This window comes from Solimonas sp. K1W22B-7 (assembly GCF_003428335.1).
Lineage (GTDB): Bacteria > Pseudomonadota > Gammaproteobacteria > Nevskiales > Nevskiaceae > Solimonas_A.
On record NZ_CP031704.1, the window covers coordinates 4,027,838 to 4,053,870 of the forward strand.

Below are 26,033 nucleotides of genomic sequence, written 5' to 3' on the forward strand. Positions count from 1 at the left end.
GGCGCTAAACTCCCGCACAGGCATCGCCAGGGGCCCGCCCATGTGCCGCAACATCAAGACGCTGTTCAACTTCGACCCGCCGGCCACCGATGAGGAGATCCGCGCGGCGTCGCTGCAGTTCGTGCGCAAGCTCAGCGGCTTCAACGCGCCTTCCAGGATCAACGAGGCGGCTTTCAATCAGGCGCTGGACCAGGTGACGGATGCGGCGGCGCTGCTGATCCGCTCGCTGGTGACGCTGGCGCCGCCGAAGGACCGCGCGGTGGAACGGGCGCGGATGATGGCGCTGTCGGAGAAGCGGTTCGGCAAGGCTTGAGTCTGGCGGGGTGGGCGGTGATCCGGGTGGCGCGACAGGCGGGTCATGGACCCGCTCTTCGTTGGTCCTGGCAGGTTTTACAGAAACCCTCTCCCGGCCTTCGGCCACCCTCTCCCGCAAGCGGGCGAGGGGACGGCATCCGGTTTCCGGGGGTTTCCGTTACTTGGGAGAGGATCATGCGCAGCTTGTTGTTCGCCTTGTTGCTGACCACTGCGGGGCTTTGCCACGCCGGCGTTGTGGAGGATTGCGCGGCGGATGCGAGGGAGAGGGCCAGGAAGCTGCTGGGCTTTCACTTTGGTTCGGACGAGGATTTCAGCATCGACGACAAGGTGAAGCTGCTGGCGCCGATCCGCAACCCGGCCAGCCCGAAGCAGAAGCTGGAGGTGCTGGAGGTCTGGGGCTTCCTCTACAAGGGGCAGTACCGGATGCACTTCATCTACAGCCCCAGCCGCTCGACGCCTTGCCTGCTGATCGGGCAGGAGATCATCGAGTTCGCGAAGCTGTGAGCGGGACAGGCGGGTGACATCCAGAAGATCGCGGCTGAAGCCGCTCCCACGAGAGAAAAAACCAATGATCACGATCTACCATCTGGGCGTTTCGCAGTCGGACCGCATTGTCTGGCTGATGGAGGAGCTGGGCCTGCCGTACCAGCTGGAGTGGTACGACCGCGGGCCGGACCGCCTGGCACCGGCGGAGTACCTGGCCCTGCACCCCGCGTCGATGGCTCCGGTGATCCGCGATGGCGAGCGGGTGCTGGCGGAGTCCACGGCCATCGTGCAGTACCTCGCGCACAAGTACGGCGGCGGACGCCTGACCGTGGCGCCGAATACGCCGCACTATGCGGACTACCTGTACTGGCTGCAGTTCAACAACAACGCGATGTCGGGATTCTTCGTCAAGTCCGCCCTGAAGGCTGCGGGCGGCCATGACGGCGGCATCATCGGCAAGATGGCGCAGCGCCGTTCCGAGGGGCTGTTCCAGCAGATGGACCGGCACCTGGCCACGAGCGCCTGGCTCGCCGGCGAGGAGTTCACGCTGGCGGACCTGATGTCCGGGTTTGCGCTGACCACCCTGCCCGCGGTCAGCGGACAGAAGCTGGATGGCCTGCCGAACGTGCAGCGCTATGTGCAGCAGCTGACGCAGCGACCGGCCTGGCAGAAGGCCATGGCCATTGCCGGGCCGCAGGCCAGGCGGCCCTGAGGATGGCAGCGGGTGTTCCCTGGATGACCTGCATGAGGCGCTCGACAACGGCTAAAGTCCGCAGCATGTTGAATCCTGCCCCCATTCCGGTCACCGGTTCCGCCACCGCTCCCGCCACCGGGTTTCCGGAATGGGCATGCCGCATGCTTTCCTGTCCCTGGCCAGCCTCCGCCCCGCGGCAGCGGCCTGCATCGACATGCTCGTCAGGGAGCTGAAGGCGTGAGCACCGACGTCGCACACGCCTTCGAGTGGAGCGTCTCCGATGACGGCGTGCTGGGCGCTGCCGACCGCGCGGAGATCCATGCACGCTCCGACTGGGCCCGCGGCCTGCTCAATCGCGTGCGCCATCCCTCGGTGCCGCCGGTGACGGAGCTGCACCTGCCGCTGGCACAGCCGGTGGTGTCGCAAGGACGCTCCGATCCGTCTCCCGGCCTGGCGAGCCCGCTGATCGAAGAAGCGCGCAACCTGCGCCTGCACGACGACTTCAAGTCGCTGTCCGACCTGCATCGCTGCGACCAGGATGCCGCCTGGACCGCGCGCTGGCAGGCGGAGTTCGACGCACTGGCGGTGGTTGTGCCGGAACGCCGGCTCGGTGCCCGGCGCGAACTGCTGCAGCGCTACCTGGCCTCGGCCTACGAGGCGGAAGACCACTTCGAGGGGCTCGATTCCCCTCTCGTCCACCCCCAGTGGACGCTCGATCATCCCGACACGCGCGTGCGGGCGGCCTTCGACCACATCGAAGCGCATTGGTGCAAGCTGGTGAAGACCAGCGCCGGTGCGCGCGGCAGCTCGCTGCTGCGCACGCCCTACCCCTTCCTGATTCCCGCCGGGCGTTTCCGCGAGGCGTACTACTGGGACACCGCGTTCGGCATCGATGGGCTGATCGCCACCGGCAGGCTGGAGCTTGCGCGGATGCAGGCCGACAACTTCCTGGAACTGATCCGGCGCTTCGGCTTCGTGCCCAACGGCAACCGCGACTACTACCTGAGCCGCTCGCAGCCGCCGCTGTCCAGCCGGCTGATCCGCGCGGTGGTGGAGGCCAGCGACAACGAGAACCAGCAGCGCGGCGATGCGAAGCGCGCCGCCACCCTGCTGGCCTGGGTACGCGAGCGCGCGCTGCCGCTGCTCGCCAGCGAGTTCCTGGATTTCTGGTCCAACCCGGAGACGCGCTACGACACGGCCACCGGCCTGCACCACCACTGGGACGCCCTCGAGGCGAAGCGCCCCGAGCGCTACTCGGAGGACGAGGAGGCCGATCTCGGCAAGACCCTGCGCGACGTGCGCGCCATGACGGAGGCGGGGCTGGATTTCACGATCCTGTATGCCGGCCCCTCGGGGAAGAACGAGATGTCGGGGTTCGCGCCGGTGATGCTCAATGCGCTGCTCGTGCAGTTCGCCGGTGACGTCGCCTGGCTGGCGGGCTTCGCCGGGGATGAAGCGTTGCAGGCACGTTTCTCCGGCCTGGCCGGTGAGCGCCGCGCGTCGATCGATCGGTACCTCTGGGACGACGAGGGCTGTTGCTACCGCAGCCTGCACCTGGAAACCCGCCGGCGCAGCAGCGGCATCGGCTTCACCGTGTTCGCACCGCTGTTCGCGGGCATTGCCTCGGCGCGCCAGGCGGAGCGCGTGCTGCAGGCCGCGCAGCCGCTGCTGCGGCGCGGCGGCATCGCCGGGTCCAGCCGCCTCGATTCGCTGCACCAGTGGGACGGCGACAACGGCTGGGCGCCGGCGCAGGTGATGGCAGTGCGCGGGCTGCAGCGCTACGGGTTCGATGCGGCCGCGCGCGATATCGCGCAGCGCTGGGTTGAGGCGCTCAGCACGGTATTCGAGCGGCACGGCGGCTTCTTCGAGCGCATCAACGTCGAGACGCTCGACCTGCCGCTGCGCAAGGGTCACCAGTATCCCGTCCAGGAAGGTTTTCTCTGGACCAATTCCAGCTTTGTGTGGATGGCCACCGAGGTGCTCGGCCATCCGCTGATTCCCATCGCGGGGCCAAGTACCCCGCCAAGCGGCCCGCCGTCCGTGGCCGCATCCTGAGCGACGAGAGGATCTGTTGCAGCGCTACCTGCTGCGTGCCCAGCGCCGCCAGGAGCTGGCGGCGCAGCCTCAAGCCACTACATGATGCGGAAACCCAGGCCCTGCCCGCGGGCGGCGCTCTCCACGAACAGGCGGGTCAGTTCGCTGAACATGCCGAACACCTCCTCGGTCTCCTGCGCGTAGTGCTGGCCGTGGTAGATCTCGCCGTAGTCCAGCGAGCGTATGGCCGCCATCACGCGATTGCGCTCGCGCAGCAGGGCCAGCAGCCGCAGGGACAGCTTGCGGACGCTGTCGACGCTGATCACGCCGCAGAACTCGCCGTTGCAGCCGCCCTCGATCATCTGTTCGCCGGTGGCGCCGCCTAGGCCGAGCTTGCCTTCGAGCAGGTTCTGCACCAGGTCCCAGGCATCCTCCACGCTGTGCAGCACGCAGGGCGGCAGCGGGTCGTCGCTGCCGTTGGCCGGGAACCGCTGCGCCGTCAGGAAGGCGTCCAGCGCCGTCTGGTCGCTCCACACCTGCATCAGCGCGGGACCGTCCACGCTGAAATACTCGCCACCCATGCTCATGCGCTGTCCATCGTCTTCGTCGCGCGGTGCCGCGCGGCATTAGAGTGCCAAGCTACAGGGCAGACAGACAAGCGGGTGGGCGACGATGCCGGGCGGCGGGGATCAAACGCGCGTGCTCGCGAAGGAGATCCAATCCGCGGACGCCGCAAGCAGGTTGGCCAACCCATTGCGACTTGCGTCGCTCCCACGGGAAAGCGCTTGCGGCTGCAGCCAAGCAATCAGGCGTGCGTCTGCTCTGCGGAGAATGCGAGGAAGCGCTTGCCGCGCGGCGTGGCGCTGACGTTTTCGGCTTCAAGCCGGATCAGGCCGAGGCCACCGAGCGACATCAGGTCGTCGGTCTGCAGGACATCCAGCGGCATGGTGCCGGCAGACGAGATTTTCTCAAGCAGTTCGAGTTGCGGCGTGCCGAGGCGAATGGAACGGGTGTCCATGACGCTAACCTCCCTGTGAGCGCGATGCCTCCGGGAGGGTGGCACACGCGTGGGACGAGCACTGTACCCCAGGAAAATGAACTTTTTCTTGCGGTTTTCGGAGGCAGGAACGGCCATCCATGAATTCACCTTCAGGATCAATGGACTGGCTGGCGTTGTTATGGTGATTTGGCGAAAAGCGTCAGTTTTTGGGGGTTCCAGCAGAGGCGGCGACCGGTGAGCGGGGCTCCCCTAACTTCTTCGCCGTCACCTTCTTCTTCCCCGCCATCGCCAGCGCCATCTCGCCGGCGAACATGCGCATGATGAAGCGCTCGGCCTGTTCGCGGATTTCCTTGCGGCGCTGCGGCTGCTCCAGGTATTCCATGGAGAAAAAGGTCATCTGGTGGATGACCTGGCGCGCGATCTCCTGCATGGAGGCTTCGTCGGTCACGGGAGCGTCGAGCATCTGCTGGATGTCTTCGGCCATGTCGCGCGCGAAGTCGTCGAGCAGCTTGCGCACGGCGGCGCGCATCTTCGGCGAGCTGCCGTTGAGTTCACGAATGCCGACCACGTAGGCGGTGGGGTGCTCGGTGACGAAGTCCAGCACCAGGCCGACGGTCTCGGAGATGCTCTGGCGACCGGTGTCGCTGACCACGCCGGGGCCGCCCAGCACCGGGCCCTTGCGGTTGCGCGCGAGGCGCTGGCGGCGCTCGCGCAGTCCGCGGCGCAGTTCGCCGCCCATCATGTCGACAGCGGCCAGGCCGAGGTCGTCGAAGTCCTTGAAGTGGCGATAGAAGGCGTTGGGCGCCAGGCCGGCGCAGCGCGTGACCTCGCGCAGGCCCAGGGAGGCCAGGCTGCGGGTGGTGGAAGCCAGTTCCAGGGCGGCATCGATCAGCTTCTGCCGGCCACCGGAACCGCGTCCCATGACGCTGGCGCGCCCCGGGGCTTCATCAATATCTTCTTTCATATCAGCTGCTTGTGTCGTCCTGCCAAGGCGCACTGGCGGAAGGGATATTGACATGAATGTGGACACTCGTCTACTTTTTGTGGACGGTCGTACACATTGATGGCGGCCCTACAACGAAGGCGTTTCCACGAGGAGCAGCAGATGCAAACGGCACATTACGACGTAGTGATCATTGGCGCGGGCATCTCCGGCGTCGGCGCGGCCTGCCACCTGGAACGCATGTGCCCCGGCAAGACCTACACGATCCTGGAGCGTCGCCAGTCGATGGGCGGCACCTGGGACCTGTTCCGCTACCCGGGCATCCGCTCGGACTCGGACATGTACACCTTCGGCTTCAACTTCCGCCCCTGGACCGAGCCGAAGATCCTGGCCGACGGTCCGTCGATCCGCCAGTACGTGCGCGACACCGCCGCCGAGTACGGCGTGGACAAGAACATCCGGTTCGGCATCAAGGTGATCAGCGCGTCCTGGTCCAGCGACGAGCAGCTGTGGACGCTCACGGCGGTGCCGGAAGCCGGCGGCGCGGAGATGGTCTTCACCTGCAACTTCATGATCGGCGCTACCGGTTACTACAACTACGACGCCGGCTTCCAGCCGAAATTCCCGGGCCAGGAAAAGTTCAAGGGCCAGATCATCCACCCGCAGCACTGGCCGGAAAACCTGGACTACGCCGGCAAGCGCGTGGTGGTGATCGGCTCGGGCGCCACGGCGATCACGCTGGTACCGTCGATGGCCGGCAAGGCCGGGCACGTGACCATGCTGCAGCGCTCGCCCACCTACATCATGACGCTGCCGGCGATCGACCCGCTGTCGTCGCGCCTGCAGAAGTTCCTGCCCGACATGCTGGTGTACCGCATGGCGCGCACGCGCAACGTGACGCTGCAGCGCCTGCTCTACCAGGCCTCGCGCGCGCGCCCGAAGGTGGTGCGCCGCCTGCTGCTGGCCCAGGTGAAGGCGCAGCTCGGCGGCAAGGTGGACATGAAGCACTTCACGCCCAGCTACAACCCCTGGGACGAGCGTCTCTGCGTGGTGCCCAACGGCGACCTGTTCAAGGCGCTGAAGCGCGGCGATGCGTCGATCGTCACCGACCATATCGAGTCCTTCACCGCCAAGGGCATCAAGCTCAAGAGCGGCGAGGAGCTGGAGGCCGACATCATCGTCAGCGCCACGGGCCTGAACGTGCAGCTGATGGGTGGCACGGCCGTGTCGGTGGACGGCAAGCGCTTCCAGCCCAGCGAGCACATGACCTACAAGGGCGTGCTGGTGGAGGGCGTGCCCAATGCCGCCATCATCATCGGCTACACCAATGCCTCGTGGACGCTCAAGGCCGACATCGCCAGCGAATACATCTGCCGCGTGCTCAAGCACATGGACAAGAAGGGCTATGGCCAGGTCGTGCCGCAGGACCACGACAACAGCATGGTGGCGAGCGAAACGGTGATGGGCGGCCTGAACTCCGGCTACATCAAGCGCGCCGTGGACCAGCTGCCCAAGCAGGGCAACAAGCGTCCCTGGAAGATCGTGCAGGACTACGTGCGCGACGTGCCGGTGCTGCGCTACTCGCCGATCGAGGACAGCGCGCTGCAGTTCACGCGCAAGAGTGACAAGCCGGCCAGCACGCCGAAGCCGGCGGCGAAGAAGCGCCAGGCGGCCTGATCGCTCGCACAGCGAGGGCTTGAAGGGAAAATGCGCGGCGCGGGCCGAAAGGTCCGCGCCGCTTTTTGGTGGGCGAATCAGCAGACACACGGATCAAGCCTGACCCTCCTGCGCGTCGTCCGGAGTCGCCCAGGGGCTATCGGCTCAACTCGCCTTCAGAGCCGGGGCAACGACCATGCGGTTCAAGACCTCCGCCGCTTGTTGGACGGTCAGGCTCTGGGGGTCGTCCATCCACCAGCGGACGATTTCCAGCATCGAGGCCACCCCTACCCGCGTGCCCAGCTCGACGGCGACCCATTTCTGGTCCCGGTTCTTCCTGGGCCGCTTCTGCAGCGTCAGGCCGATCAGCTCTTCGCGCAGCATTTCGGGCGCGGCCCGAACCAGCGTGGACCAGACGTCCCTGTTCTGGTCGATGTGACGACACAGCACCAGGCAGCCGGCATGGGTGTCCTTGTCGTCCACGACGGGAACCGTAGCCGCGAGCAACCGGGTGACATGTTCCTGGACGATTTCGCGCAGCAGCACCTCTTTCGAGGAATAGTGACGGAAGAAGGAGGCGTATCCGACCTTGGCCCGGGAGGCCAGCTCCTGGTGAGTCACCTGGTCGAGCGGTTTGTCTTTCAGCAACGAAAGCAAGCCCTCGCGTAGCGCCTGGCGGGTGCGTTGGACCTGAGGATGGCTGGCAGCGTCCGGGAGCTGGGCGGTTTTCTTTTTCATTCGACTTTCGAGGCGCCAGGTGACGCCGTTATCAGGGTCACTTTACCTCGCGGTTGCCCTGTCGGGCGCAAAGATGATACATATAGTATCAAGTGATACATTTAATATCATCACTGGCGAGCCGGGAATCGATGGACCGGGCCGCATTCGCATCGTCATTTGGGCAAGGCCTGGAGCCGTCGTTCCTTTTCCGCGCCAGGAGCCCGCAGCTTCACCCAGACCGCAGCACCCCCCAACAACCGAGGAGCGCATGATGTATCCCGCAAAACAAATGTCGAAGGCCGTCCCGGCAACCCTCCCTGCCCTGCACAGCCGCACTGTGCAGGCGTGGATCAGGAGCATGTTCCTGGCCCTGCTGCTGATGGCCGCTTTTTCCCCCTCCATTTCGTCGGCGTCCACAGCCGAAGAACTGACGGATATCGAGCAGATCCAGCAGCTCAAGGCTCGATACTTCCGCCTGATGGATACGAAGCAGTGGCAGCAATGGGGGGAGGTGTTCACCGAGGACGCCACCGTGCAGGCCACGTCGCTGATCATCACCATCAACTGGCAGGGAAGGTCCCAGATCGTTGCGCAGAACAGCAGCTTTCTGTTGCTGGCCAAAACGGTACATCACGGACACATGCCCGAAATCACGCTGACCAGCCCCACCACGGCGACGGGCATCTGGGCCATGGAGGACCGCCTGGAATTTCCCCTCGTCGCTTACCACGGCTGGGGCCACTACAACGAGACTTACCAGAAAGTGAACGGGCAGTGGAAGATCAAAAGCCTCGTGCTGACCCGGTTGCGTGAGCGGCTGGGCACCGTGCTCACGGACTGACACCCCAGGGTTGATTCAACCCGAACTTCCCGCGGTGCCGGAGGATTCCGGCACCGCGGGGGTTTCTGTGTTGCCGCTATGGCTTTCGTGGGCTGTCCGCTGGCTTACGGATTGCAGCGACCTTCCTCGCGGTGGGCAATGATGTAGCCCTGGCGGTTCATGAGCCAGAAGTGGATGCACGAGGGATCGACGTCCGGGCGCGGGTATCGGTACTCCAGCCTGCGTTCCTCGAGCTTCACGATGCTTTTCGGCGGGCCCCACACCTTCACCAGCTCGGTTGCCGGATGGCCGAACCATCGCTCCATCTCATCGTCACGGGGCGGCGCGTGCGAGCAGGCCGAGAGGCCTGACAGTGCCGCAAGAAGCATGACGATTGCCTGTCTGTTCGATGTCATCTTTATCGCCTGGCGGCCAGCTTGAGCCGCACTGTGCAGCGTCGGCTCGACGTACTGAGGGGTAGTCCGGGCCAATCCATGAAGCCCAGGCCTACTATCGCGCCTTCTGCATTGATCAACAAGGCTTGGGCCCGCCTTCACGAATGCTCCCGGAAGCACCCGGCGGAGATTCAATGACAAGTCACGTGCATCAAGGCTGGACCACTCCGATCCATCAAGCAGCCTGGTCGACGATCCTCATCTGCTCGGCATTCATCCGCCCACCGTGCACCGTGATCCCGGAAAATGCCCTCTCGATTTCCCGAAGGTCGGAAGGGGCCAGACAGACGCTCGCTGCTCCCAGATTCTCGGCCAGGTGACTCATGTTTCGAGTGCCTGGAATGGGCACAATCCACGGCTTCCGGGCAAGCAGCCAGGCGATGGCGACCTGCGCCGGAGTCGCATTCTCCTGCACCGCCACTCGCTTGAGTTGGTCGATGATCGGCTGGTTCGCCGCCATGTTCCGCGCTGAGAACCGATCGAATCCGGATCGCAGATCCGTCTTGGGGTCCAGCTTCCCATGGGCGTTCATCGTCGCCGTCAGGAAGCCCATTCCCAGCGGGCCCCAGGGGACGAAGCCTATGCCCAGGGCCTCACACGCTTCGAGCACGCCATTGCGCTCCGGGTCGGTCTCCATCAGGGAATACTCGGTCTGGACCGCCGTGACAGGCTGAACGGCATGAGCGCGGCGGATGGTCTTTGCACTGGCTTCCGAGAGGCCGAAGTGCAGGACCTTTCCTTGCCGGATGAGGTCCCCGACGGTGCCGGCCACCTCCTCGATCGGGACGGACGGATCTACCCGATGCTGGTAGTACAGATCGATGCGATCGGTGCGGAGGCGCTTGAGAGAGGCCTCGACCGCTTTGCGGATGTGCTCCGGCCGGCTGATGAGCCCTCCCCCTTCGATGTTGAAGCCGAACTTGGTCGCAATGACCACCTGATCCCGGAAGGGGGCCAGCGCCTCTCCCACGAGATCTTCGTTGGTGTACGGGCCGTACACTTCGGCCGTATCGAAGAACGTCACCCCCCTTTCATACGCCGCCCGAATGACGTCGATGCCCTGCTGCCGAGGGGCGGGGGGACCATAGTTGGCGCTGATGCTCATGCAGCCATGCCCGATCTCGGAGACCTCCAGCGGCCCCAGCTTTCGCATCCTCATTGCGCCCGTTCCTTTCTTGAGTCGATGGGAGATGTCCTTGGCGTGGCGTTCTGAAGCCCACGTCGGCCCCAGGGCCATTGCCGCTGCCATCAGCGCAGACTTCGCCAGGAATTCGCGCCGGCTGATGGGCGGCGAGCCGTTGTTGGGGTGGTCAGTGTTCATCTCCGATTCCTGGGGGTCGTATGGGACGCGCTCAGTCGTCGATGGCAAGTGAATTCGAAAGGTCGCGGTGGGCGTTGGCCTGTGCGAGCAAGCTGTGAGCCTTGGCTTCGAAGCTCTGCACCGCATCGCCCCCCGCAGCGAAACGCGCCGGCGGTTCAGGAAGAGACGCCAGCTGTACCAGGCTGCGGGCGAGCTTGGCGGGATCGCCTCCCTGCTTTCCGCTCATGCCGCTCCAGGCGGCAACGGTCTCCCGGCTGCGCTCGGCATAGTCGTCAATGGATGGCTGGGCGAAGACGGTTGAACCGGTGGTGAGCAGTTCGGTACGGAAGAAACCCGGTTCGACCAGCATCGTGCGAATACCCAAGGGCGCGACTTCGGGCGCGAGCGACTCGGTCCAGCCCTCCAGGCCGAACTTCGCGGCGGCATAGGCCGAGCAGAACATCCCACCGGCGATGCCCGCAGTCGAGGAAATCGTGAGCAACAAGCCGGAGCGCTGCTGGCGCATCACCGGCAGTGCCGCACGGGTGACATTCATCGGCCCGAACAGCAGTGTTTCCATCTGGCTGCGGACCTGCTCATCGCTCAATTCCTCGAAGAAGCCGGCGAAGAAATTGCCCGCGTTGTTGACCAGAACGTCGATGCGGCCGAAGCGCTGCAAGGTGGCCTCGACGGCTGCCATGGCATCGGCCGCGCGGGTGACGTCCAGCCTGGTGGCCAGCAGGTTCTCATGGCGGCCAATGGCAGCCTCGACCTTCCGGGGGTCGCGGCCGGCGGCGACCACGGCGTGGCCGGCAGCGAGCGCAGCCTTGGCGATATCGACGCCCAAGCCGCGGCCTGCACCCGTGACGAACCAGACTTTCCGTGTGCTCATGGGTGTTTTCTCTCTCAGGGTCATTTGAACTGCTGCCATTCTCGTGGTTCAGGTCAGTTCGATAAATGGATATAGTGCGAATGGAGTCATGAGAAAATTGCATAAATGGAACGAGCCGACATCAAGCATCTGCTGGCCTTTCTCGCTGTCGCCAGAGAGCGCAGCTTCACGCGGGCGGCAGCCAAGCTCGGGATGTCGCAGTCGGCCCTGAGCCACACCATCCGAGGGCTGGAAGCCCGGATGGGCATGCGCCTGCTGACCCGCACCACGCGGAGCGTGGCGCCAACAGAAGCCGGGGAACGCCTGCTGCGAAGTGTCGGACCTCACTTCGAGGAGATCGAGTCGGAACTGGCGGCACTGACCGAGTTCCGGGACAAGCCCGCCGGCACCATCCGGATCACGGCGGTCGAACATGCTGCCGAGACACTGATATGGCCAGCCCTGCGGAAGCTGCTGGGCAAGTACCCCGACATCAATCTCGAGATCATCCTGGACTATGGATTGACGGACATCGTCGCCGAGCGGTTCCACGCGGGCGTGCGCCTTGGAGAGCAGGTCGCGCCGGGAATGGTCGCAGTGCGGATCGGGCCGGACATCCAGATGACGGTGGTTGCAGCGCCCTCTTACCTGGCAGAGCATCCAGCCCCGAAGACACCGAGGGACGTCGTGAATCACCGCTGTATCGTCTTGCGACTGCCGACGTATGGCGGCCTCTACACCTGGCCCTTCCGAAAGGGCCGAAGTGAATTCAACGTAAAGGCCGAAGGCCATCTGGTCTTCAACACCGTTCCCCAGATGCTGCAGGCGGCGTTGGACGGTTTCGGTCTGGCCTACCTCCCCGAGGATGTCGTGCGGCCGCACATCGCGTCTGGGAGGCTGCAATGGGTTCTGGAGGACTGGTCGCCTGTCTTCCAGGGTTACCACCTGTACTTCCCCAAGCGGAGGCAGACATCAGCTGCGTTCAAGTTGGTGATCGACGCGCTGCGATTTGAATCCGGAAAAAAAGCGGGCCGGACTTCCGGGCGCTGAGCGCCTGCTTCAAGCTGAAACCTGACGACCGAATCAGTCGATTTTGTGCCGAAAGCAGAGCCACTCCGCCCCCCTTTCGGGTGGGTTTGACGCGATTTCCGCCGACGGATGGCATTTCACCATTCCTTCCTGCGCAGGGTCGCTGCTATGGTTCCCACCCATGGGGAATTCAACCGTAGCCTACAACCGCCGGCCGCGCGGGCACGCTTCAGTGCGCGCCGCAGTCTTTGCCATGCTGGGCGTGATCAGCCTGCAGGCGGCCGCTGAACCGCTGAAGCTCTACCTGTACCGGGAAAAGGGGCATGCGGTGTACGCCACCCAGAAGCCGGACAACGTCGAGTACACCGAGGTATATCCCGGCTCCGGTGCGGCCCGCCCGGTTCTGAGCGATCCGCCGCCGCGGCTTGCGGCGGACAAGACTGGCGTCGAAAGCGGAGCGGCGCTGCTCGGCTGGGCGGCTTCCTGCAAGGGTGTGAGCAAGGCGATCATGGATCAGCGTGCGGCCCGATGGCAGGCCTCGGTGAGCAAGCATGCCAAAGCCCATGGCGTACCTGTCGCGCTGGTGCACGCGGTGATACGGGTCGAGTCCTGCTTCGACGCGCGTGCGGAATCGCGTGTCGGCGCGCGCGGCCTGATGCAGCTGATGCCCAGAACGGCAGCGCAGCTGGGCGTGACCGACTCCTTTGACGCCGACCAGAACATTGCCGGCGGTGTGCGCTACCTGAGCCAGCTGCTGGACCGCTTCGAGAACGACACCGACCTCGCCATTGCGGCCTACAACGCAGGGCCCAATGCGGTGGATGCGTATGGCGGAATTCCGCCTTTCGGCGAAACCAGAAGGTACGTGGAACGGGTTCGCGCGGAGTTCCGCGGAAACAGCCCTGCAGGATCGAAGAAATCCAAGGGCTGACCGGCCCTCCACCGGAGTGAAGCGGATGGAAGCACGGTCAGTGCGAGGGCTTCACGCGCAACGAGCCCGCGGGCTGGGTGGCGTTGGTGAGGCTGGAGAAATCCGTGTGGCAGTAACCGCCGGGATTCTTTTCCAGGTAATCCTGGTGGTAGTCCTCGGCCGCGGCGAAATGGCTTAGCGGCAGCAGCTCGGTCACGATGGGCGCCGCCAGCTGGCCCTGCTCAGCCTTCATCGCTGCCTGGGCTACCGTGCGATCCGCCGGGTCCCTGTAGTAGATGCCGCTGCGGTATTGCCTGCCGCGATCGTTGCCCTGGCGATTGAGCGAGGTCGGATCGATGATCCTGAAAAACAGGGTGAGCAGCTTCTCCAGGCTGACTCTCGCGGGGTCGTAGCGGACGAGCACGGTTTCTGCGTGACCGGAGCCGCTGGAGACTTCTTCATAGCTGGGCTTGAGCGTCGTGCCGTTGGCGTAGCCGGACACGGCATCGGCCACGCCATAGACGCGCGCGAAGTAGGCTTCGACTCCCCAGAAGCAGCCACCGGCCAGCCAGATCTCCTTCAGCCCGGTCTTGCTGTAGTCCACGCCGATGTTGGGATTGATCGGGAACCGCGACTTGCTTCGTTTCCCGGGGCCCTTGGCTTCGTCGAAATGCGCCCGGATCCAGTCATTCGACACCTGGCCGGTGTGCACATCGAGCAGCTTCCCGGCGGAACCGATCCAGATCGACGATGGATACTTGTCCACGCCCAAGGAGGCGGCAAAGCGCCCCCCGGTGTCGATCAGCACAGGCACGCGGAAATTACGACGCTTGGCCCAGGTCCGGAATTCCTGCTCGTCCATCTCGCCGAGATAGTCCGGCGAGGCGATCGTCAGCACTTCGACGTCGTCGCCGGTGTTGGCCGCGAGTTCTTCCACCTCGGACATGCCGGCGAGGCAGATGGGACACCAGCTAGCCCAGAACTTCACGTAGACCTTCTTGCCCCGGTAGCTGGACAGGCTCACAGCTTTTCCATCCAGGTCGGGCAGTGTGAGGTCCAGCACAGGACCGGAGGGATCAGCGCCCGGGGAGGAGGAATCGCTGCCCTTCCCGCAGGCCGCGGTGCTGGTCAGGGCCAGCCCGAGCATGAATGCCAACAGCGGTTTCGACCAATTCATGGGTTCCTCTGGGAAAGCAGCGCCGCCAGGCGGAATGGATCATCCGCAAGCCTAGATTACGGCGTACCCGTCACCGCCAATATGCCCAGGCGTCCTGCTCTTCGTCCCGAACGTCCCGGAATCGCCAGAGCACTTGACCCTCGATATAATTGATGTCAGTGTATTGACATCAATATTCGCAGCTTTGCAGGATGGCCGCTCGCCGGCGCCCTGTTCGCGCCTGCTGCCTTGCCAGCGATCCCAGACTCAAGCGGAGCAACCCATGACTGCCGACTCCACTGCCCAGGCTTCCGCCCCAGGCTGCCCGGTCCATTCCGGCCGCGACGATCGCAAGAGCGCGAAGATCGCGGCGCAGAATCTCGCGCCGCCCAAGGATGCGCGTCTGATCAAGACCTTCGGCCTGGCACGCGAGATCCTGCGGTCCCCGGTGTCGAAGCAGGCCGGAGCGGGCGCGGAGCAGATCGTCCTCGACAACCCCGACCACATCTCGTTCTTCTTCCTCGATGGCGACCAGCACCGGAAGCGGCGCACGGCGGTGGCCAATTACTTTTCGACCAAGACGATCGTGGCGCGCTACCACACGATCATGCAGCGCACCATGGACGCGCTGATCGCCCATCTGCAGGCCAAGGGTGAAGTGGAACTGGACGAACTCAGCTTCCAGATGGCCGTGGACGTGGCGTCCGAAATCCTCGGGCTGACCAACAGCGGCGACAACCTCGCCCTGGCGCGCCGCATCAGGGGCATGCTCGAACTCACCGACTTCCAGCGCCATGGGCCGATCCGGCGGATGTACTCCCAGATCCTGCTGGGCATCAAGGCTCTCGAGTTCATGCGCAAGGACCTCAAGCCCGCGGTCAAGGCACGCAGGATCGAACCTCGCGAAGACGTGATCTCCTACATGGTCAAGGAGAACTATTCGAAGAAGGCGATGTTCATCGAGTGCCTGACCTACGGTTCCGCGGGCATGCTGACGACGCGCGAGTTCATCGTGATGGCGGCCTGGCATCTCTTCGACAACGAGGCGCTGCGCGACCGCTATCTTGCCGGCGACGAGCCGGACCAGTTCGCGATCCTCGAGGAAATCCTGCGCCTGGAGCCGGTGGCCTCGCTGCTGCACCGCCGCCCCGTGCAGGAAATCCAGAGCGCCAAGGGCCATGTCGCCGCCAACGAACTGGTCTGCATCAGCCTGCGCGACGCCAACACCGACGAAGCGATCACCGGCCCCTGCCCCTACCAGCTCGATCCCGACCGCGCCAGGCGCGTGAAGATGATCGGCTCGTACATGAGCTTTGGCGACGGCCCGCACCGCTGCCCCGGTTCGCAGGTCGCCCTGCACGAGACGCGCATCTTCCTCGACCGGCTGTTCCGCATTCCGGGACTGCGCCTGAAGAACCCGCCGAACGTGACCTGGAACCAGCAGATCCAGGGCTACGAACTGCACGGCGCCGTCGTCGCGGTCGACCGCGCATGACCCCTCCCCCATTTTTCGCGAAGAGATTGCGATGGCGCATGTGACCTACATTACCTTCCACGGCAAGGAACAGACCGTCGAGCTCGGCTCGGGCGTGTCGCTGATGGAAGGGGCGATCCAGAACGACGTCGAAGGCATCGAGTCGATCTGTGGCGGCAACTGCTATTGCGGCATGTGCCGCGTCTACGTCGCGGAAGCCTGGCGCACGCGTGTCGGCGCAGCCGGAGACTTCGAACTGCCGGTACTCGAAGGCCTGGGCGAAGAACAGCCCGGCGCCCGCCTGGCCTGCCAGATCCAGGTTTCGGACGCGCTCCATGGCCTGGTCGTCCACCTGCCCGAAAAGCAGGGTTGATCGGCAGGGGTCCCGGCCTGGGCCGTCGGCAAGAAGCCACGGAAAGACCAGATCCTCGTACCCCCTCCATTTGAGGAGGGGACCTTGCCACGGAGTGCGCCCAGGCTAAGCTTGGATCGGCGCTCGAGCCTCGCGGCGCAGCCGGCGACAGACCGGACCTGCCTGCGATGGAGAACGGCAAGGCCGTCGTTGCCGGCCTGACGTCGCAGGATCCCGTCGATCGAAGGGCTTCGCAACACAACCCCGGGAGGGTCCCCATGGCTGTTCGCTTCCTGAATTTCCTGCTGGAACGGCTGCTCATGCGCCGGCTGTGGGCCGCGTGGCGGGATTGCCTCGCGGCGGCTGCCGTGCCGGGGAGCGGAGGGATCGTCGTCCTCGGCGACAGCATCACCCATGGCGGTCGCTGGGACCTGATGTTTCCCGGGCTGCCCATGCGCAACTTCGGCATCAGCGGCGAGCGCAGCGAGCATCTGCTGACCCGCCTGGACCCGATCATCGGCCTCCGGCCGGACAAGCTCTTCCTGCTGATCGGCACGAACGACCTCTTCGTCGGCCGCAGCGTGGATGACATCTGCAGCGACGTCGACCAGATCATTGACCGGCTCAGCCGCGCCCTGCCCGATTGCAGGATCCACCTGCAGACCGTGATGCCTCGCGCGGAGAAGTACGCAGAACGCATCCGCGCACTGAACCTGCGCTACCGGGAAATCGCTTCCCGGCACGGCATCCACCTGATCGACCTCTATCCGGTGTTCGAGGATGGCAAGGGCAAGCTGCGCAAGGCACTGACCTACGACGGCCTGCACCTGCAGGGCGCCGGGTACCGGATCTGGGGCGAACTCCTGGAGCCCTACATCGTTGCGCAGCCGTAGCGATGCAGGCTAGCCGGCGTTCATGAGCCCCGCTCCCCGGCCCTGGCCAGCGCCACGGCGTCGGGGCCCGCCGGGTAGCGCAGCTGCTTCGACCCGTCGGTGGCAGCGCGCCACACCGCCTCGGCGACATCCAGCCCGGTGGTGACCGCATCCGTCTGCGTGAGCATTGCGAACACGCTCTGCGCGAAAGGCGCATAGGCCTCCGGAACCAGCCCCTGCATGCGCGGTCCGCCGTTCTCCGCGAAGCGGGTGCCGGGGCCGTAACCGGGCTCGACCAGCTTGGCGCTCAGGCCAAAGGCCCCGAGCTCATGCGCCAGCGACGCGGTGAAGCCCTCGATGGCCATCTTGCTGGCGGTGTACACGGCCACCAGCGGCATCGGCGCCAGCGTGGCGCTGGAAGTGACGTTGACCACCACGCCGGCGCGCCGCTCGCGGAACCGCGGCAGCACCGCCTGCGTCATCGCCATCACGCCGAAGGTGTTGGTCTCGAACACCTCGCGCGTGGTTGCCATCGGCGTGGCCTCGAAGGCGCCGAACAGCCCGATGCCGGCGTTGTTGACCAGCACATCGATGGGGCCGCTGGCTTCGACCACGGCCGCGATACTCTCCGGGCGGGTCACGTCGAGCGCCAGGACCCGCAGCCGCTCCGACCGGGGCAGGACCTCTGCGCGAGGGCTGCGCATCGTGGCGATCACGTTCCAGCCCTGCGAAAGGAAGTGACGCGCAGTTTCCAGGCCGTAGCCCGACGAGCAGCCGGTGATGAGGACGGTTTTCATGGATGTCTCCTGTGTGGTTTCCATGGCGCTCACGATAGAGGCATGATGACGGACGATCTATAATCAAACGTCCATCATTCATTATCAGGAGTCCAGCCTTGACGGACCCTCTTACACAGGTCATCGCCCTGCTCCGCCCCAGCGCGGTGTTCTCCAAGGGCATCAGCGGGGCCGGACCCTGGGCGGTGCGCTACTCGGTCTTCGGGCAGCCGAGCTTCTGCGTGGTGCTCCAGGGCAGCTGCCTGCTGGCCGTGGACGGCGAAGCCGCCATCACGCTGGAGGCGGGCGACTTCGTGCTCCTGCCGGCGACACCGGGTTTCACCATGTCCGGCTTCGCGCCGGCCAAGGCGGTATCGATGGATCCCAGGACCAACCCTGCGGCGACCGGCGAGCTGCGTCACGGCAACCGCGGCGGCCCGCCCGACGTGCGCCTGCTCGGAGGCTACTTCGTCTTCGACTCGCCCGATGCGGAGCTGCTGGTGTCGCTGTTGCCCGCGCTGGTGCACGTGCGCGGCGTGGAGCGCCTGTCGGTGCTGGTACGCCTGCTGAGCGAAGAATCGAAGGAGCGGCGTTCAGGCCGCGAGCTGGTGTTGACGCGCCTGGTGGAGGTGCTGCTGATCGAGGCCCTGCGGGCGGCGCCCGGGGACAGTGCGCCCCCCGGCCTGCTCAGGGGGCTGGCCGATGCACGGCTGGCGCGGGCCCTGCGCCATGTGCATGGCGACCCCGCCCGCCCCTGGACGGTGGCCGATCTGGCGCGGAAATCCGCACTGTCGCGCTCGGCTTTCTTCGAGCGCTTTACGCGAGCGCTGGGCTTGTCGCCGATGGAATATCTCGTCGCCTGGCGCATGGCCATCGCCAAGGGCTTGCTGCGTCGCCAGGAGTTCGGGCTCGCCGAGGTCGCCGAACGCGTGGGCTACGGTTCGGCGAGTGCCTTCAGCACGGCCTTCAGCCGCTACGTCGGGCAGTCTCCCGGCCAGTACGCGCGCCATCCTCCGGCCGGCCCGGGCTAGGGGCCTCAGCGCAGCTGGCTGTCCTTGCTGCCGCGCCGGTTGTAGCCGCTGAACGCCGTGGCCTCGCGGTCATGTGCGTCCTGGCAGGCCACGCACAGCCGCACGCCCGGGACGGCCAGCCGACGGCCTTCGGGAATCGCGGCGTCGCACTCGGCGCAATGGCTCAGGCTGGGGCCCGCGGGCAGGCCGCTGCGTGCGCGCGCCACGGCATCGGTGACCGTCGCATCGATCTGTTCCTGCACCGCGCCTTCACGTGCCCAACCCGTAGCCATTGCCTTGCTCCCGCTCTTGCCCTTCCAGGATTCCCTGCCCGGGAAATAGTGCCATCGGCCCTGGGTTCAAGGGTTTCCAGAGTAAAAAATGCGCAGGGTTCCGGGATTCAAGCTCACCGGCAGCTTTGTGCCTGAAGCGGACTCCATCCACGGTCTTGCCGGCTCGATGGCATCATGAGGCCATGCCACGTGCCCTTCAGCTCGACGACCTGCGCCGCCATGCCATCGGGCGCAGCTTGTTCACTCCAACCACGCTATCGCGCGCGATCGAGCGCTTGGGCTTCGTGCAAGCCGATCCCATCCGCGCACCGGCCCGCGCGCAGGACCTGAACCTGCGCCTCCGGGTGGCCGGCTACACCGCCGGCGAGCTCGAGCGGCGCTACCCGCGGCTATCGGTAGAAGAGGACTTCTTCGTCAACTACGGATTCCTGCCGCGGCGCCACCTGGCACTGATGCACCCCCGCACGCCGCGAACCGAATGGACTCCAGCGCGCTGGCAGCAGGCACAAGAGGTGCTGTTCTTCGTACGGGAGCGCGGCACGGTGCATCCGCGTGAGGTGGACGCGCAGTTCGCCCACGGCAAGACCCGCAACTGGTTCGGCGGTTCGTCGAACGCCAGCACCCAACTGCTGGATGGCATGCATTACCGCGGCCTGTTGCGCGTGGCGCGGCGCGATGCTGGCGTGCGTGTCTACGCGGCACGCGATGCGCAGGAGCCTGAGCCTGATGAAGCCGGGATCCACGCCCGCATGGACCAGCTGCTCGACCTGGTGATCGCCAAATACGCACCCCTCCCTGCCGCCGGCTTGGGGCAGCTCGCCAACCTGCTCGGTGGCGGTGTACCCCAATGGCGCGGCGAGCGTCAGGCGGCCCTGAGGCGGGCGAAAGCACGTTCGGCTCATGCGCACGTCGAAGGGGTTGACTGGTACTGGCCCGCCGATGAGCGCCCGGCCTCAGGACGCTACGACATCCCCGAACGCGTTTACCTGCTGGCGCCCTTCGATCCGGTGGTCTGGGACCGCCGCCGCTTCGAGCACTTCTGGGGCTGGGCCTATCGCTTTGAGGCCTACACGCCGGCGCCCAGGCGCCGGTTCGGCCACTACGCGCTGCCCTTGTTGTGGCGTGATCAGGTGATCGGCTGGGCCAACGCCGCTGTACAGGCTGGGCAGCTGCAGTTGGAGTGCGGCTATGTCAGTGGTCGCGCTCCGCGCGAGCTGGCCTTTCGCAGGGCTCTGGACGAGGAGCGGCACCGCCTGTCCACCTTCCTGTGTCTGGGCGGCTGATAGCCAAGGGAGTGTCAGTGCAGTAGGGCGGATCGTTGATCCGCCTTTCGCGACAGGCGGGTCAAGGACCTGCCCTACGTGAACTAAATCCTGTCCTTCAGCGGTGGGGGCCCATACAGTGCAGTCTCCCACTCCTCTAGGGGAGGTTCGATCTTAAATGTTGGATCAAAGTACGACTTCAAGTAGTCGGTCGCGCGCTTTTGCGCATAAGTGAAATTCAGCACCTGGCCATTCTCGTCAAGTTCGATGACGTTGGCGAAGATGGCGTAGACCTGTTCGATCGCACTCGGTTCGTTGCCATAAAGGCTCAAGTAATCGACGTCTTCGAGCATGTAGTGCGATCCGCTAGTCATGAAGTATGCAAAGGTCCTGAGCGCTCCGCTAAAGTCATTGCTCAATTTCATGGCTACATCTCCAAAATGGTCCAATTCCCAGCTTAATTCGCGACAGGCGAGTCAAGGACCCGCCCTACGTGAACTACCTTAAGCCGAGGCATCCGAGAAATTCCGCGGCGTCTTGGTGAAAAAGCCGCCCCTCACCCCAACCCTCTCCCCGCAAGCGGGGCGAGGGAGAAAAAGCAAGGTAGGATGCGGTGAATGAAATGAACCGCATCAATCGCGACCATGCGCGCCCCACACCCATCAACTGGCGGAAATCCTTCCGGCCTGCCGCACGGACTGCGCCGAGACGCCGTGCCAGCGTCGGAATGAGCGGCTGAAGGCGCTCACCTCCGAGTAGCCGAGGATTTCGGCAATCTCCGCGATAGCCAACGTGGAGCTGCGCAGGTAGCGCAGCGCAAGGTCGGCGCGCACCTGGTCCTTGATGCCCTTGAAGCTCTGGTCCTGCTTCAGCAAATGATCCTGCAGCGTGCGCGTGGTCATGCCCATCGCGCGGCTGACGTCGTCGACCGTGCAGGAGGCGAAAGGCAGCAGTGCGCGCACGATGCCTTCGACGCGGGTGGTGATGCCGGGGTCCTGGACCTCGTGCTCCAGGCGCAGGACGGAGCGCATCACCGCGCGCGTGTGCGAGCCGCCGGTGTTGAGCAGCAGCGCCAGCGTGGCGCGGTCTGCATACACGGCGTTGCGATCCTGGTTGAAGCGGACGTTGGGGCCGAAGACGCGGTGGTGCGCGCTCAGGTCCGGCGGCGCGGCATGCCGGAACATCACGCCCGGCGGATTCCAGCTGGAGGGGGCGTGGGCGCGGAACTCGTTGCTGCCCAGCGCGAACACGAACTCCACCGCCTGCACGGTGCTTTCCTCCACGCCGGCTACGGCATCCCAGCACAGCAGCAGGCCATCGCCGGCAGGCTCCATCGTCACGATCGCCGCACGGGTGTAGAAGTCGTAGTTGGCGGCCAGATCCTCCATGAACTGGCGCACGGTGCCGGCGTTGCGCAGCAGCACCCAGAGGGGGCCGAGGATCGCCAGCGTGCTGCGGCTGGCGAGGCGCATGCCGAAGTCGCGGCAGCGGCAGGTCCCGGCCGCCTGCTCCAGCAGCCGGTAGGTGGTGGCACCCGGAATCGGAATGTCCGGATGGTCGAAGGCCTTGGGGGACAGGCCCGCAATCCCGGCAACGACCGCGGGGTCGCTGCCGAGGCTGCGGATCAGGTCCGCGATCGGCAGCAGCACCTCGCCGGGAAAGTAGTTGCCAGCCATGTTCGGGGGCCCCAAAACCTGCGGCCAATGTCAACGAACCTGCGGCTGGAGTCAACGGTCGCTCTGCCGGGAGGCGCATATTTCAGCCTGACCTCGAAGGGAAGGCGGCGGGAGCCCATGACAATGATTCGAAAACTGACAACGCTCTTCGCCATCGGCGGGGCCCTGCTCGTCTCGGCCTGCGGTGACTACAGCTCGCGGGTCGAGTCCGGCACGCCGACCGGCGGCAACGGCGGCGGCGGCACGGCGGCGGTCAAGAACTGCACTGAGCTGTTCGCCGGCCGCGTGCAGAAGCGCATGGATTTCTGCCGCACCTGCCATATCCCCGGCGGCGCTGCCGACGTGCCGGACGGCAAGCTGTTCCAGCTGACCCAGGACAGGTCACAGGACTACGCCAACCTGCGCGCGTCCTGGGACCGCCTGGGCCGCAACGACAACGGCAAGTCGCGCATCCTCAAGATGGCCTCGGGCACGGATACCCGCTCGCATACCGGCGGTACGCCCTGGCCGGTGGGCAGCGATGCCTACAAGGAGATGGATGCGCAGCTGCTCGGCTTCGTCGATGCGGGGGCCTGCGCGATCGGCGGACTCGGCGGTGATCCCACAGCCGAACTGCCGCTGCTGGCGGAAGGCCACCGCGGCGGCAGTCATTTCAGCCGTTTCTGCGAAGGCAAGGCAGATTCGGCCGTCCTGCCGCCGGACCCGGTCCGCCTGATCAAGCCCGGCGTCAACGCCGGCAAGGCGGTGTACTTCAACACCCACTGGAAGGATTGCCACATCAACAACCCGGAGACGGCCCAGACCTGCGGCGAGTGGCGCTCGCGCATCGAGAAGGGTGGGGAGTGGCTCGATGTCGCGGGCAACCGGAACGCCGCCGGCTTCTTCGGCGGGACCTCACCCACGGGGCTCATCACCTTCGCCGCGTCCGACTACGGCAACCTCTGGCGGCATTGGGGCTTGCCCGGTCGCCCCGACAATTTCGATCAGTTGCTGTCCGAGCGCTGGGGCACGCCGCTGGCCAAGAAGCGCAATCCCTATCCGCTGCCCGGTGAAGACCCGAATGCGACCAACGGTGGTTCGGGACAGTTGCCGGTCATTGCGACCCAGCTGCGTAATGCGGACGGCAGCTTCTCCGGACGCATGGGTTTGAACTGCCATGTGTGCCACACCGGCCAGGTGGGCCTGCCGGGCGAGAAGGACCCGGCCACCCAGAAAGAGCTGCCGGGCCTGCTCTATTCGATCGGCGCCTCGTTGGACCTGGGCGTTGTGGCCATGGATATTGCCCCGGGGAACCCAGTGGCCGGGGCGGTGCTGAGCTCCCTGGCCGTCAGCCGCGGAAACCACAACTCATCCCAGTTCCAGTTCGTGGGTATCGGCGCCTCCGTCCAGCAGCCGCTGGAGCTGTTGCTGCCGGTTCTATCGACCTTCTTTGTTAACGTTCCCGCGTCGGGGGTTTCGGAATCCACGCTGTGGTGGAATCACAACCATCGTGCGCAGCAGTTCGCCGCGGGGGACATCTACGGGGACGCAACGCGGGCCACCGCCGCATTCTTCCTGCCGATCCTGGATGCGAACCCTGCCAATCTTATAAACGCCGGCGCGAAGTCGATGGTATTTGACGAGGCGATCGACCAGGACCTGTCGGCCTGGGTCACGAACCTGCAATCGCCCGAGTATCCTTCGACGATCGACACGGCGCTGGCCGAGCAGGGCGCGATCCTGTTCCACAGCAAGGACCTGTTCGCGCAAGCCGGGAACGCCGGGCGCAGAAAGCCCAAGGGCAACGGCTCCTGCGCCGGCTGCCACGGCGCCTATTCGCCGCGCTACGTCAACGATCCGGCTTATCTCGAGACGCCGGCGCTCGAAGGCATGGCCGGGTACATCGTCCCGCCCGAGATCATCGGTACGGACCTGGCGCTGCTCAAGGCCTTCCCCGATGCCGCAAAGGAGGCTTCGGAAGACGCCTGGATCCTGTCCAATGAGCAGAAGGGCACCCCCGATGCCTGTGCCATCGCCACCACTCCCGGAAAGCGGATAGATCCCGAGGAGGGCTACATCGCTCCCCCGCTGTACGGGGTGTGGGCCTCGGCGCCGTACTTCCACAACGGCTCGGTGCCGGATGTCTGGAGCGTGCTCAAATCCTCCGACCGGCCTGCGATCTGGCGCCGCGTGTCCACGCCCAACGACAGCGGATCCGACATCGTCATGGGCTTTGACATGAGCTTCAATCGCGCCTACGACAAGAACAAGCTCGGCTGGAACTATGACCCCGTTTCTCCCGGCTACACGGCCGACCGGCCGCTGTCCCCGATCTTCCGGCTCGATGGCTTGTTCAAGGTGTTGTCCCTCGGCTACAACGGCGTGCTGCTCGTCAACAACCTGCCCACGGCGCTGCCTCCTCAGCTCAGCAATGCGCAGATCGAGGGACGCAAGGTCTACGACACGCGAGAGCACAGCCGCAGCAACGCCGGCCACGACTTCACCGACGTGCTGACCGACCAGGAACGCCGCGCGCTCATCGAGTACCTCAAGACGCTGTAGCCGACACGTACGGGCCTGCTGCTGCAAGCAGCAGCAGGCCCCGGCCTTGCACGGAACTCAAGACCCATGCCCGCATCCAATCGCATCGCAGTCCCGCCCGATCTCAGCGACGTGACCTGCTACGACCCGCGGGAGGAATGCCGGCCGCAGGATGCGGGGCTCGCGCCCGGAGCCGTGGCAAGCATCTGGAGCGCCGTCGAGTCGCTGTATCGAACCGGATTGCATCCCGGCATCGTGCTCGCGGTGCGCTATCGCGGGCAGTTGATCCTCAATAGGGCGATCGGACATTCCTCCGGCAATGCGCCGGGCGAGCATGGGCGAACCAGGACCGTGCTGACGCCGCAGTCCCCCATTTGCCTGTTCTCGGCCTCAAAGGCGATCACCGCGATGCTGGCGCTCCGCCAGGTGGAACTGGGCCGGCTGCGGCTCGATGTGCCGGTTGCCGACTACCTGCCGGAGTACGCGGCGCATGGCAAGGGCCGCGCCACGCTGGCCGAGTTGCTGAGCCACCGCGGCGGCCTTCCGCGACTGCCGGTGAAGGAACTCGACCCCGCGCTGCTGTACGACTGGAACGCGATGCTGCGCCTGATCTGTGCCGCGCGCCCGCAACTCGTGCATGGCCGGCGTCAGGCCTATCACGCCGTCACTGCGGGTTTCGTCGTTGGCGAGATCGTGCAGCGGGTCAGCGGCCGCAGGCTGCCACAACTGCTGCGCGAGCAGTTCGCCGAACCACTGGGCTGCCGTTACCTGAGCTACGGTCTGGCGCCCGATCAGCGCGAACATTACGCCCGCAATGCCTATACCGGTCCGCTGCCGCCGTTTCCGCTGGACCGGCTGGCGCGGCGGGCGCTCGGTCGCGACGCCCAGGACTTCGCCGCGCTGGCGAACCGGGACGACTTCCTGTCCGCGGTTCTGCCGGCGGTCAACATCTGTTGCACGGCCGACGAATGCAGCCGCTTTTTCCAGATGCTGCTGGATGGCGGCACCTGGAACGGCCGGCGGCTGCTGCAGCCAGAGACCATTGCGTCGGCGGTGCGCCCTGCGGGCCGCGTCCAGCTCGACGGAACACTGATGCTGCCCTTGCGGTTCTCACCGGGCTTCATGCTCGGTACGCGGCCCTTCGGCTTGTACGGCGCCGACTGCGAACAGGCGTTTGGGCATCTGGGCTACATGAGCGTGCTGTGCTGGGCCGATCCGAAGCGCCAGGTTTCGGCGGCGCTGCTGACCACCGGGAAGTCGGTGGCGCCGGCGGGGCTCGCGGGCCTGTGGCGGGTGCCGCGAACCATCGAACGCCACTGTCCGCCGGCGGCGGCTGCGCGCGGTCGACGGACCCTGGCCGCCGAAGCCGCTTGAGGCGCAGGAACGCGCGCCGACTTCCCTCGATTGAT

General features: G+C 65.6%; 27 protein-coding genes. 15 read left to right on the forward strand and 12 right to left on the reverse strand.

Features of this window, described 5'->3' with window-relative positions:
- Positions 1 to 40: 40 nt before the first annotated feature.
- The 4 genes from D0B54_RS18165 to D0B54_RS18180 all read left to right on the forward strand — a co-directional run bounded on the left by D0B54_RS18165 (position 41) and on the right by D0B54_RS18180 (position 3,550).
- Entirely contained in the window at positions 41 to 313 is a 273-nt protein-coding gene (locus D0B54_RS18165; protein ID WP_117292826.1) for a DUF2277 domain-containing protein, read from the forward strand.
- Positions 314 to 489: 176 nt separating this feature from the next.
- Positions 490 to 819: a hypothetical protein gene (locus D0B54_RS18170; RefSeq protein ID WP_117292828.1), complete on the forward strand. Its 330-nt coding sequence runs from the start codon at positions 490 to 492 to the stop codon at positions 817 to 819.
- A 64-nt stretch (positions 820 to 883) separates the two neighbouring features.
- Entirely contained in the window at positions 884 to 1,513 is a 630-nt protein-coding gene (locus D0B54_RS18175) for a glutathione S-transferase family protein (RefSeq protein WP_117292830.1), read from the forward strand.
- Positions 1,514 to 1,732: 219 nt separating this feature from the next.
- Complete coding sequence (locus tag D0B54_RS18180; RefSeq protein ID WP_162932532.1) at positions 1,733 to 3,550, forward strand: trehalase family glycosidase; 1,818 nt, start codon at positions 1,733 to 1,735, stop codon at positions 3,548 to 3,550.
- A 77-nt stretch (positions 3,551 to 3,627) separates the two neighbouring features.
- On the opposite strand, the gene D0B54_RS18185 is transcribed toward D0B54_RS18180, so the two are convergent.
- From D0B54_RS18185 to D0B54_RS25085, 3 genes are all read right to left on the reverse strand, one after another.
- Entirely contained in the window at positions 3,628 to 4,116 is a 489-nt protein-coding gene (locus D0B54_RS18185) for a DUF1877 family protein (protein WP_117292834.1), read from the reverse strand.
- A gap of 218 nt (positions 4,117 to 4,334) precedes the next feature.
- Positions 4,335 to 4,547, reverse strand: a complete 213-nt coding sequence (locus tag D0B54_RS18190; RefSeq protein ID WP_117292836.1) for a hypothetical protein — start codon at positions 4,545 to 4,547, stop codon at positions 4,335 to 4,337.
- A gap of 181 nt (positions 4,548 to 4,728) precedes the next feature.
- Complete coding sequence (locus tag D0B54_RS25085) at positions 4,729 to 5,493, reverse strand: TetR family transcriptional regulator (protein WP_162932533.1); 765 nt, start codon at positions 5,491 to 5,493, stop codon at positions 4,729 to 4,731.
- 141 nt (positions 5,494 to 5,634) lie between these two features.
- On the opposite strand from D0B54_RS25085, the gene D0B54_RS18200 reads away from it, so the two are divergent.
- The gene (locus D0B54_RS18200) at positions 5,635 to 7,149 is read left to right on the forward strand and encodes a flavin-containing monooxygenase (RefSeq protein WP_117292840.1); all 1,515 of its coding nucleotides are present in this window, start codon (positions 5,635 to 5,637) and stop codon (positions 7,147 to 7,149) included.
- Between the two features lie 144 nt (positions 7,150 to 7,293).
- On the opposite strand, the gene D0B54_RS18205 is transcribed toward D0B54_RS18200, so the two are convergent.
- Complete coding sequence (locus D0B54_RS18205; RefSeq protein ID WP_117292842.1) at positions 7,294 to 7,866, reverse strand: TetR/AcrR family transcriptional regulator; 573 nt, start codon at positions 7,864 to 7,866, stop codon at positions 7,294 to 7,296.
- 250 nt (positions 7,867 to 8,116) lie between these two features.
- Between D0B54_RS18205 and D0B54_RS18210 the strand changes: the two genes are divergently transcribed.
- Entirely contained in the window at positions 8,117 to 8,689 is a 573-nt protein-coding gene (locus D0B54_RS18210) for a nuclear transport factor 2 family protein (protein ID WP_205527168.1), read from the forward strand.
- A gap of 104 nt (positions 8,690 to 8,793) precedes the next feature.
- On the opposite strand, the gene D0B54_RS18215 is transcribed toward D0B54_RS18210, so the two are convergent.
- From D0B54_RS18215 to D0B54_RS18225, 3 genes are all read right to left on the reverse strand, one after another.
- Positions 8,794 to 9,084: a hypothetical protein gene (locus D0B54_RS18215; protein ID WP_162932534.1), complete on the reverse strand. Its 291-nt coding sequence runs from the start codon at positions 9,082 to 9,084 to the stop codon at positions 8,794 to 8,796.
- Between the two features lie 214 nt (positions 9,085 to 9,298).
- The gene (locus D0B54_RS18220) at positions 9,299 to 10,444 is read right to left on the reverse strand and encodes an aldo/keto reductase (protein WP_117292846.1); all 1,146 of its coding nucleotides are present in this window, start codon (positions 10,442 to 10,444) and stop codon (positions 9,299 to 9,301) included.
- Between the two features lie 31 nt (positions 10,445 to 10,475).
- The gene (locus D0B54_RS18225) at positions 10,476 to 11,315 is read right to left on the reverse strand and encodes an SDR family oxidoreductase (RefSeq protein ID WP_117292848.1); all 840 of its coding nucleotides are present in this window, start codon (positions 11,313 to 11,315) and stop codon (positions 10,476 to 10,478) included.
- Positions 11,316 to 11,420: 105 nt separating this feature from the next.
- Here D0B54_RS18225 and D0B54_RS18230 point away from each other — a divergent pair, with 105 nt between their 5' ends.
- Both D0B54_RS18230 and D0B54_RS18235 read left to right on the forward strand, forming a co-directional pair.
- A complete protein-coding gene (locus D0B54_RS18230) occupies positions 11,421 to 12,344 on the forward strand; it encodes a LysR family transcriptional regulator (RefSeq protein ID WP_117292850.1) in 924 nt (307 codons plus the stop codon).
- Between the two features lie 211 nt (positions 12,345 to 12,555).
- Positions 12,556 to 13,254, forward strand: a complete 699-nt coding sequence (locus tag D0B54_RS18235) for a lytic transglycosylase domain-containing protein (protein WP_205527169.1) — start codon at positions 12,556 to 12,558, stop codon at positions 13,252 to 13,254.
- Between the two features lie 37 nt (positions 13,255 to 13,291).
- Here the strand turns inward: D0B54_RS18235 and msrA are convergent, their stop codons facing one another.
- Positions 13,292 to 14,410, reverse strand: a complete 1,119-nt coding sequence (msrA, locus tag D0B54_RS18240) for a peptide-methionine (S)-S-oxide reductase MsrA (RefSeq protein WP_117292854.1) — start codon at positions 14,408 to 14,410, stop codon at positions 13,292 to 13,294.
- Between the two features lie 262 nt (positions 14,411 to 14,672).
- Here msrA and D0B54_RS18245 point away from each other — a divergent pair, with 262 nt between their 5' ends.
- The 3 genes from D0B54_RS18245 to D0B54_RS18255 all read left to right on the forward strand — a co-directional run bounded on the left by D0B54_RS18245 (position 14,673) and on the right by D0B54_RS18255 (position 17,108).
- Complete coding sequence (locus D0B54_RS18245) at positions 14,673 to 15,884, forward strand: cytochrome P450 (protein WP_117292856.1); 1,212 nt, start codon at positions 14,673 to 14,675, stop codon at positions 15,882 to 15,884.
- Positions 15,885 to 15,915: 31 nt separating this feature from the next.
- On the forward strand, positions 15,916 to 16,236 hold the full coding sequence (locus D0B54_RS18250) for a 2Fe-2S iron-sulfur cluster-binding protein (RefSeq protein WP_117292858.1): 321 nt from the start codon (positions 15,916 to 15,918) through the stop codon (positions 16,234 to 16,236).
- A 257-nt stretch (positions 16,237 to 16,493) separates the two neighbouring features.
- Positions 16,494 to 17,108, forward strand: a complete 615-nt coding sequence (locus tag D0B54_RS18255) for a GDSL-type esterase/lipase family protein (RefSeq protein WP_162932535.1) — start codon at positions 16,494 to 16,496, stop codon at positions 17,106 to 17,108.
- A 20-nt stretch (positions 17,109 to 17,128) separates the two neighbouring features.
- On the opposite strand, the gene D0B54_RS18260 is transcribed toward D0B54_RS18255, so the two are convergent.
- Positions 17,129 to 17,884 (reverse strand): SDR family oxidoreductase, encoded by a 756-nt coding sequence (locus D0B54_RS18260; protein WP_117292862.1) that lies wholly within the window; start codon positions 17,882 to 17,884, stop codon positions 17,129 to 17,131.
- Positions 17,885 to 17,982: 98 nt separating this feature from the next.
- Here D0B54_RS18260 and D0B54_RS18265 point away from each other — a divergent pair, with 98 nt between their 5' ends.
- A complete protein-coding gene (locus D0B54_RS18265) occupies positions 17,983 to 18,894 on the forward strand; it encodes an AraC family transcriptional regulator (RefSeq protein WP_205527170.1) in 912 nt (303 codons plus the stop codon).
- Positions 18,895 to 18,899: 5 nt separating this feature from the next.
- Here D0B54_RS18265 and D0B54_RS18270 read toward each other — a convergent pair whose 3' ends face one another.
- Positions 18,900 to 19,166: a DksA/TraR family C4-type zinc finger protein gene (locus D0B54_RS18270; RefSeq protein ID WP_117292866.1), complete on the reverse strand. Its 267-nt coding sequence runs from the start codon at positions 19,164 to 19,166 to the stop codon at positions 18,900 to 18,902.
- Positions 19,167 to 19,348: 182 nt separating this feature from the next.
- Here D0B54_RS18270 and D0B54_RS18275 point away from each other — a divergent pair, with 182 nt between their 5' ends.
- Entirely contained in the window at positions 19,349 to 20,449 is a 1,101-nt protein-coding gene (locus D0B54_RS18275; RefSeq protein ID WP_117292868.1) for a DNA glycosylase AlkZ-like family protein, read from the forward strand.
- A gap of 83 nt (positions 20,450 to 20,532) precedes the next feature.
- Here the strand turns inward: D0B54_RS18275 and D0B54_RS18280 are convergent, their stop codons facing one another.
- Both D0B54_RS18280 and D0B54_RS18285 read right to left on the reverse strand, forming a co-directional pair.
- Entirely contained in the window at positions 20,533 to 20,853 is a 321-nt protein-coding gene (locus D0B54_RS18280; protein ID WP_117292870.1) for a DUF7677 family protein, read from the reverse strand.
- Between the two features lie 237 nt (positions 20,854 to 21,090).
- On the reverse strand, positions 21,091 to 22,104 hold the full coding sequence (locus D0B54_RS18285) for an AraC family transcriptional regulator (RefSeq protein WP_117292872.1): 1,014 nt from the start codon (positions 22,102 to 22,104) through the stop codon (positions 21,091 to 21,093).
- Between the two features lie 123 nt (positions 22,105 to 22,227).
- Here D0B54_RS18285 and D0B54_RS18290 point away from each other — a divergent pair, with 123 nt between their 5' ends.
- Both D0B54_RS18290 and D0B54_RS18295 read left to right on the forward strand, forming a co-directional pair.
- Positions 22,228 to 24,645, forward strand: coding sequence for a hypothetical protein (locus D0B54_RS18290; protein WP_117292874.1), 2,418 nt, complete (start codon positions 22,228 to 22,230; stop codon positions 24,643 to 24,645).
- Positions 24,646 to 24,711: 66 nt separating this feature from the next.
- Positions 24,712 to 25,998 carry a serine hydrolase domain-containing protein gene (locus D0B54_RS18295; protein ID WP_117292876.1) on the forward strand — a complete coding sequence of 429 codons (1,287 nt, stop codon included), beginning with the start codon at positions 24,712 to 24,714 and terminating at the stop codon, positions 25,996 to 25,998.
- The last annotated feature ends 35 nt before the right edge of the window (positions 25,999 to 26,033 follow it).